The following is a 7,647-nucleotide window of genomic DNA, read 5'->3' as shown; positions in this document are numbered from 1 at the left end:
CATTCCCGAACAGGCCAACAAATATCCGGTTCAGCTCTCCGGCGGTCAGCAACAGCGTGTTGCCATTGCCCGTTCGCTCTGCATGGAACCTGCCGTCATGCTGTTCGACGAGCCAACCTCGGCGCTTGATCCGGAAATGGTATCGGAAGTGCTGGAAACCATGACGAGCCTGGCCCGCGACGGCATGACCATGGTCTGCGTCACGCATGAAATGGGCTTTGCCCGTGCCGTCGCCGACCGGGTGATCTTCATGGACGCGGGTCGGATCGTCGAAGAGGCCGCCCCGAACGACTTCTTCACCAACCCCCAGCACGACAGAACAAAGCTCTTCCTCAGCCAGATCCTTAAGCACTGAGGGGCAGTGTTCACAAGGCGTTGCCGGTCACGGCCAGCCGGCATCGACCTCATCGACATTGCCGAAGTAAGATTAGGGTTGCTACGATGACAAAGCTTTCGAACCAATTCCCCGACTTTGGGTTGACACCCGAGCAGGTGCAGTTTGCAGATCGTGGCCATTTCTACGAGCGGCCCGGTATGGATGGCGCGCGTGGGGAGATCTGGTGCTACAGCGACCGTTTCTCATATCGCCAAGGCGATGCGGTGCGGCTGCAGGTTAGTTCGACTGCGCACCAGTTCACCATTGAGGTTGGCCGCGATGGCGGGACTGAAATGAAGGTGTTCGAGCGCAGCGGCATCGCTGCACACTGGCAGGAAACGCCAGACCAATGCTCGGTCGAAGGTTGCGGCTGGGACACGACATTTGAGTTAAAGATTGGACAAAACTGGCCGTCCGGTGGCTATCGCTTGAAGCTGACAGCGGAAGGTAGCGATGGCCAACCAATAATTTGTCATCACATCCTCATCGTGTTGCCACAAGCTGGTCGAAAACCCGGACGGATTCTACAGGTGGCGGCGACCGGCACTTGGCTAGCCTACAACACATGGGGCGGCTCGAACCACTACGATGGTATTACCGGTCCTGCTCGCGACCAATATTCACCCATTGTCTCAACTCAGCGTCCATGGGCCCGCGGCTTTCTGGTCCTTCCACCGGACGCACCGCGCGTGCCGTTGGACATATCGACGCCGCCCTTGACAGTACCGCGCTTTCCTCACAAGGAATGGGCGTATGCCACCGGCCATTCCAAGAAATTCGCCTCCGCCGGATGGGCAAGCTACGACAGTCACTTCTTCCGCTTTGCTGAGCGCGCTGGGTATGCAGTCGATCTAGCTAGCCAGCACGATCTGCATTTCTCGCCCGAGATCCTGTTCGACTACGATTGCGTCGTTTTTGCCGGCCATGACGAGTACTGGACTTGGGAAATGCGCGATGCGGTTGACGCCTTTGTTGATCAGGGCGGCGGTGTGGCACGTTTCGCCGCTAACTTCATGTGGCAGACCAGGTTCGAGGACGAGGGTCGACAGCAGGTCTGTTACAAGTACCGGGCGCGCGCCGAGGATCCCGTTTATAAAAACGGTGACATTACCCGGGCGACCAATTCATGGGAAGCGCCAGAGATCGGCCGACCGGGCGTACAGACTTTTGGTCTCAACGCCACAGATGGTATCTATTCTGGCTGGGGCGGGTTTGCACCGCGGGGTGTCCGAGGCTTTCCAATTTATCGCCCCGAGCATTGGGCTTTCGCCGGTGCCGGGCTTTTTTACGGAGACTTGCTCGGCGCAGAGAGCCACGTTTATGGCTATGAGGTGGACGGGCTGGATTACGAAATCCGCGGCGGCTTGCCTTACCCTTCCCCGACGAGCGGTGCGCCGGAGGGCCTCGAAGTCCTCGCGGTTGGCATGGCTACCCTCGTCGGGGAATGCGCCGACTTTTGCGAAGCCGCGATATTCAGTGATCAGGACGGTCGTTTCGTCGCTGAGTTGCTCTGCGGCGAGGCGAGCAGCGCCAACATAGACAAAGTCAAACGCGGTAGCGGTATGATCGTCAATTTCAACCGCGGCAAGGGCGAGGTGTTTCATGCCAGCAGTTGTGAATGGGTAGCAGGCCTTCTTAGACAGGACGCGGGTGTTGAACGCGTAACCCGCAATGTGCTCAACCGCTATCTCGGTCGCCGATAAAAACCTATTGTCATCAAGCATTGTCGGCCTACCGCAGCGACGGATCTGAGGCACTGAGCAGCCAAACCGAATGGATCTTGTCGTTAATCATCCAACTTAAACGGAGTTAAAATGAAAAAAGAACTGCATTTCGAGATCAACGAGTTTCGGGTTCGACAGGCAGCCGTAAAAAAGGAAATGGCGAGGAGGGGGATCGACATTCTGCTTCTCTCGGAGCCGCCTAACCAAAATTATCTCACCGGCTACAACGCGTATTCCTATTATACGCCTCAAATGGTGATTGTCGCACTTGATCGCGAAGAACCCATTTGGATCGGCCGGTTCATGGACCGTGTTTCGGCGACAATGACCACCTTTCTCGCCGAGGAGAACATCAGAGCTTATCCCGACACGTATGTTCAATCGACTGTCCTTTCGGCCTACGACTTCATGGCCGATATTGTGAAGGAAGTCGGCGGGGACAAGGCGCGCATCGGCGTGGAGATGGGGGGATACTACTATTCCGCGCGGGCTCACGCCGTTCTTACCCGGGCATTGCCTCTCGCCGAATTCGTAGATGCCGACCTCCTCGTTGGATGGATACGGCTCGTCAAGAGCCCCGCCGAAGTGGGTATTATGCGTGAAGCTGGCCAGCTTGCAGACGTGGCGATGCAGCGTGTGATCGACACGGTCGAAGCCGGGATTCGTGAATGCGATATCGCGGCTGCTATATATCACCAACAAGTGTCCGGCACGGCTGAGTTCGGGGGTGACTACCCTTGTTGCCCTCCTGATCTTTGCATCGGTGAGCGCTCAATTGCTCCACATGCGGCCTGGACCGACGAGCCGCTGCCGGATTCTACCGTGGTCAATCTCGAACTGTCGGGATGCAGGCACCGTTATCAAGTCAACCTTGCTCGTACAATCGTTGTTGGCAAGCCTTCACCCGCTTTCCAAGATCTATCAGAAATCGCCGTTGAAGCCCTCAATGTCGGCCTCGATGCTGTCCTTCCCGGTCGGACTTGCTCAGAAGTAGACAGCGCGTTTCGTCAAGCGCTCGCCCGCCATGGGATGGAAAAAGAATCCCGCATTGGATATCCAACTGGCATTGGATTTCCACCCGCATCGGGAGAACGTACGGCTAGTATCCGCAAGGGAGATGAAACAGTTCTCCAGCCAGGCATGGTCTTTCACATGATGCCTGGCCTGTGGCTCGACAACGTTGGAATCACCATCACCCAGAGCTTTGCTGTCACCGATCGTGGCTTTGAGCCTTTGACAAAGACCCCGCGGAAGCTGTTCGTAAAATAGTCGAATCGGAGGCTGTGTCGCACGACGAGGCCATTTCACGACCTCGACCGCTTTTGCGGATTGCACAGCGCGAGCCGGGCCATTGTTCTTCGCCCGAAGCAGCAAGATTGAGCCCCGGCGCGACCGACCTGCGGCACCTGGAGTTCCGGCCCCGTTTGGGGCACAGCCACACGATGCATGGGCTCTGTTATCGAGCGTTTTACCTTGCGACCAATGGCACTCGTCATGCGCAATGCTGCACTTCGGCTGTTCGACGAACATCAGTTTGTTCCACGATTGAATTAGATCCCATGGGAGTGAACAGCGGCCCACCCTCTGGCAAAGTGAGGCTGCAATAACGCACTCACTTCATAGGAGACGCTGTCATGGAAGCTGCAACTTCCGGACAGCATAGGCCGGCCGCTATCCGTCCTGATTTTGGCGACCCCTCCTTGCAAAGGTTTTTTTGGCAGTGATTTGATCGGATCGCTTGCGTGCATATGTTCGGCCTGTTGTGGCGCTCACAAATGCACGCTGGCCAAGATGGGGTTCGCGACTCGTGCTCAAACAATTTTGCGACGTGCAACTGCCATTTCGACTACATCGACCATGCGCCAAGCGGAGTGTCACGAGTCCCGAATCGATCGATCATACCATCTGCTGGGGGAGCCTCGCGTGTGCGACACCAAGCCCAGAGGAAGAAGACGGCTTGCACGCCCGAGATTAAGGTATGACGGAATTTATTTCAACTCGCAACGTCCGAATGACCGGTACGCAATGCGTCGCTACGTTTGCATCATGAGAACTTATTTAAAACGTTTGTTGCAATGCGAAGCAAGTTGAGGTAAAGGTATTACTGGATTGGCCTGCCCTGCAGCACGCTCAATTCTGCTTCAAAATCAAGACTGTGCGGAAACAATCGCATCAGCAATTGAAGGATTACAATAAGGGAACACGCATGAAAATCATGACAACGACAGCAAGGCAATGAACCAGAATGCTCAATGAGGTTGAACCACTCAAGAGTAGAATAGGCTATGCGGACTATCGGGGCGCCGCCAACAACACTGCCTGAGGAAACTCTCGTTCGCTCTACTGCAAGTGTGTGGTTTGGGCGAGATTCACGATAAGCGCCGTCGCATAGTTATGTTGTTCCCCGAGGAAGCCCCTCATGCCTGCTGAAAAATACCCACCGTTGTAGGTTCAGTAATGACCGAACTTGACCGTATGGACATAGCGCTTCTTCAAGCTGTTCAAAAGAATAATCGGCTGACCTCAGAAGAACTGGCCGAGACTGTACACCTTTCGCCAACAGCATGCCAACGGCGTTTGAGGCGGCTGCGTAACGAGGGAGTAATTGAGGCGGACGTTTCGATCGTCTCCCCTAAGGCAGTTGGACGGCATATCACCATGATCGTACTGGTGTCACTGGAGCGAGAGAGGGCTGATATCGTCGATCGGTTCAAAGCGTCTATACGAACCACCCGTGAGGTGATGATGGGCTACTACGTAACCGGAGAGGCCGACTTTATGCTCGTCGCCACCGCCAAAGACATGGAGCACTATGAACAATTCACCCGCCGCTTCTTCTATGAAAATCCCGATATCAAAGGGTTCAAAACAATGGTGGTGATGGATCGGCTCAAGGCGAGCTTCGCCATTCCCATCGAGATCTAAGGATGGCGAAGAAGCGCACGTTTTGCAGAAACCCTGCGTGGTGACCATACAAATCGATAATTTTCCCTGCAAAGCGGCTGGTAGCTTTGCATCAGGCAGTGACGATCAAAAGAGCGACAGCGAGATCAAAATGAACGTTTCTACCAACAACCTACTCTCCGAAGTCGAGCGCGAAGCTGTGATCGAGATGCGTCACGCCATGCATCGAGAGCCGGAACTTTCCAATAACGAATGGAAAACTCAAAAGCGAATTATCGAAACGCTGGACAACTTCGGTATAACAGGGGCGAAGACGTTCCATAAGACTGGTGTCTACATCGATATTCAGGGAACAGCCCCGGGTCCAAACCGCTCAATCGCACTACGTGGAGACATCGATGCTCTACCGATCCAGGAAGACCGTAGTGACCTCTCGTACAGGTCGCAAGTGCCTGGCATAATGCACGCCTGCGGCCATGACATGCACGCCTCGATCGCCCTGGGAACGGCTCTTGCCTTTCACCGCATGCGGGAGAACTTCTCTGGCAATGTGCGTGTATTCTTTCAACCAGCTGAAGAAGCCGAGCCGCTCGGCGGTCGGACTGTAGCCGAAGAAAATCTGCTCGACGGGTTTGATGCGGCGGTTGGATTTCATGTCCGCACAGATATCCCCGTTGGATCCTACGGCGCTCGAGAGGGCGCTGTCACGAACTCGTCCGACCAGTTTGCGCTCGCCCTGATTGGAATCATGGCACATGGTGCGAAACCATATGCCGGAGTGGATGCGATTGCTATCGCTGGCGCCTTCATCAATGAGGTTCAGAAGGTGGTTTCCAGGGAAATGCCGGCCGACGATCGGGCGATTGTGACAATCGGGACCATCCATGGCGGAGAGGCGACGAATATCATCTGCCCATCGGTCTCGATGACAGGTACGATCCGGACCGCCAGTCGCGAGAGGCGCGAGTTGTTGGTGCGACGCGTCCGCGAGGTGGCCGAAGGTGTTGCTACGATGCATCGGGGCAAGGCAGAGTTCAACTCTCAATTGGGCGAGCCTCCAGTGGTCAACGATGCCGCCATGGTTGAACGGTTCCGTCGGCTCGTCGTTCAATCTGTGGGAGAGGACAAGTATGTTGATGGAGCGGCGAGCGCGGGCAGCGATGACTTCGGCTTTTACTCAAGCTGCGTGCCATCGATCTATTTCTGGTTTGGTAGTAAAGAGCCAGGTAACGAGTCCGGCGTCCACACGCAGATCTTCGGGGCCTCCGACCAAGTTCTCATCCCGACCACAGAGCTGACAATTCGGTATTGTTGGGAGTTCTTGCATTCCTGAACATCGTTTCCAACGCGACGAGAGTTTTGCGCGTCAGAACAGCTGTGCTTGCCCATGTACCGGGGGCAGGGACTGGTGCTGCAACAAGAAACCGTGGGCGGGTCGCCCCGAGGGGTAAATCGAATGATCGATCTCAACGACATCGAAAGTGCGCGTAGACGGATCAGGGATCGTATTCTTCCCACACCGCTTGCGCCGTCGTCTTCGCTGTCAAACATCTGCGGCGTTCCGATCTATCTTAAACTCGAGCATCACCAGACCACCGGTAGTTTCAAGCTGCGCGGCGCGTTCAACGCTATTCTCCAGTTGTCTCAAGACGAGCGGGTGCGAGGCGTTGTTGCTGCGTCAACCGGCAACCACGGCATGGCGCTTTCTTTCGCGGCGAACACATGTGGTGTTAAGGCAACGATCTGCATGTCGAACCTGGTGCCGGAAAACAAGGTATCAGAGATCCGGCGCCTTGGTGCGGACGTGCGCATTGTTGGTGCTTGGTGCCGCCGTTCGATCATTCGGCGATCATCGCAGGTCAAGGAACGCTCGGCTTGGAGATCGTCGAGGCGCTGCCGGATGTCGCGACGGTGCTAATTCAGCTTTCGGGGGGGGGCTGGCCTCGGGTGTAGCTAGAGCAGTCAAAAGCCAGCGGCCAGAAGCTCGAGTCATTGGCCTCACGATGGAGCGCGGCGCCGCGATGAAGGCAAGTCTTGATGCCGGGCGTCCAGTTCAGGTGGAAGAATTCGAAAACCTTGCTGACTCCCTCGGCGGCGGGATTGGACTCGACAATAGATGGACGTTTGCCATGTGCCGAGACTTGCTAGACGACGTTGTATTGTTGAGCGAACCCGAAATAGCGGGCGGCATCCAGCATGCATATGCACATGAGCGCGAGGTGGTGGAAGGTGCTGGCGCCGCCGGGATTGCAGCACTACTAGCTAGTGCCCGTCCATAAACGGTAAACTACTGAAATTATTGTAGGAATCGCGATATCTGCGCGGGCAAAGCCCGGCGGCTTCAGGTATACTTTAGATCAAGCTACTGATTCTAAAGTCAAACCCGCAACCGCCGGAGCCGACAATGCGCCAAGAACGCACGGTCCAAGCCAGTGTATTCGATCTTTTCGCCGAACACGAGATCGGCCGCGAGCTGAAAGCCATGTCGCAATGGCTGGATGAGCATCGCGATCTGCTCGGGCTGGTGACGCGGGACCTGCGCCGGCATGGTCTCAAGGAGACCGGTCGCGAGGGGCTGCCGGCCGAGGCTGTGCTGCGCTGCGCGCTGCTCAAGCAGCATCGCCAGTTGAGTTACCAGGAACT

Annotated in this window: 5 protein-coding genes and 2 pseudogenes; all 7 read left to right on the top strand. The window is 56.0% G+C overall.

Annotation, left to right across the window (positions count from 1 at the left end; all coding sequences use genetic code 11):
* On the top strand, positions 1-355 hold a 355-nt coding region (locus BSG20_RS34405; RefSeq protein ID WP_143147601.1), incomplete at its 5' end, for an amino acid ABC transporter ATP-binding protein.
* 86 nt (positions 356-441) lie between these two features.
* Complete coding sequence (locus BSG20_RS34400; protein ID WP_072382267.1) at positions 442-2,079, top strand: N,N-dimethylformamidase beta subunit family domain-containing protein; 1,638 nt, start codon at positions 442-444, stop codon at positions 2,077-2,079.
* A gap of 111 nt (positions 2,080-2,190) precedes the next feature.
* On the top strand, positions 2,191-3,369 hold the full coding sequence (locus BSG20_RS34395) for a M24 family metallopeptidase (RefSeq protein ID WP_072382265.1): 1,179 nt from the start codon (positions 2,191-2,193) through the stop codon (positions 3,367-3,369).
* 1,188 nt (positions 3,370-4,557) lie between these two features.
* Positions 4,558-5,025, top strand: a complete 468-nt coding sequence (locus tag BSG20_RS34390; RefSeq protein WP_072382263.1) for an Lrp/AsnC family transcriptional regulator — start codon at positions 4,558-4,560, stop codon at positions 5,023-5,025.
* 37 nt (positions 5,026-5,062) lie between these two features.
* Entirely contained in the window at positions 5,063-6,337 is a 1,275-nt protein-coding gene (locus tag BSG20_RS34385) for a M20 family metallopeptidase (RefSeq protein ID WP_244541536.1), read from the top strand.
* Positions 6,338-6,460: 123 nt separating this feature from the next.
* Positions 6,461-7,268, top strand: a pseudogene (locus BSG20_RS34380) (pyridoxal-phosphate dependent enzyme); the annotation flags it as partial.
* Positions 7,269-7,408: 140 nt separating this feature from the next.
* Positions 7,409-7,647, top strand: a pseudogene (locus BSG20_RS34375) (ISNCY family transposase); the annotation flags it as partial.

Origin of the sequence: Rhizobium tibeticum (assembly GCF_900110205.1) — a bacterium.
Lineage (GTDB): Bacteria > Pseudomonadota > Alphaproteobacteria > Rhizobiales > Rhizobiaceae > Rhizobium > Rhizobium tibeticum.
This window is presented reverse-complemented; position numbering and strand designations above follow the sequence as displayed.

Excerpts from the sequence above, each read along its gene's own strand:
- BSG20_RS34400 (WP_072382267.1), top strand. The coding sequence starts at position 442 with ATGACAAAGCTTTCGAACCAATTCCCCGACTTTGGGTTGACACCCGAG.
- BSG20_RS34390 (WP_072382263.1), top strand. The coding sequence starts at position 4,558 with ATGACCGAACTTGACCGTATGGACATAGCGCTTCTTCAAGCTGTTCAA.
- BSG20_RS34395 (WP_072382265.1), top strand. The coding sequence starts at position 2,191 with ATGAAAAAAGAACTGCATTTCGAGATCAACGAGTTTCGGGTTCGACAG.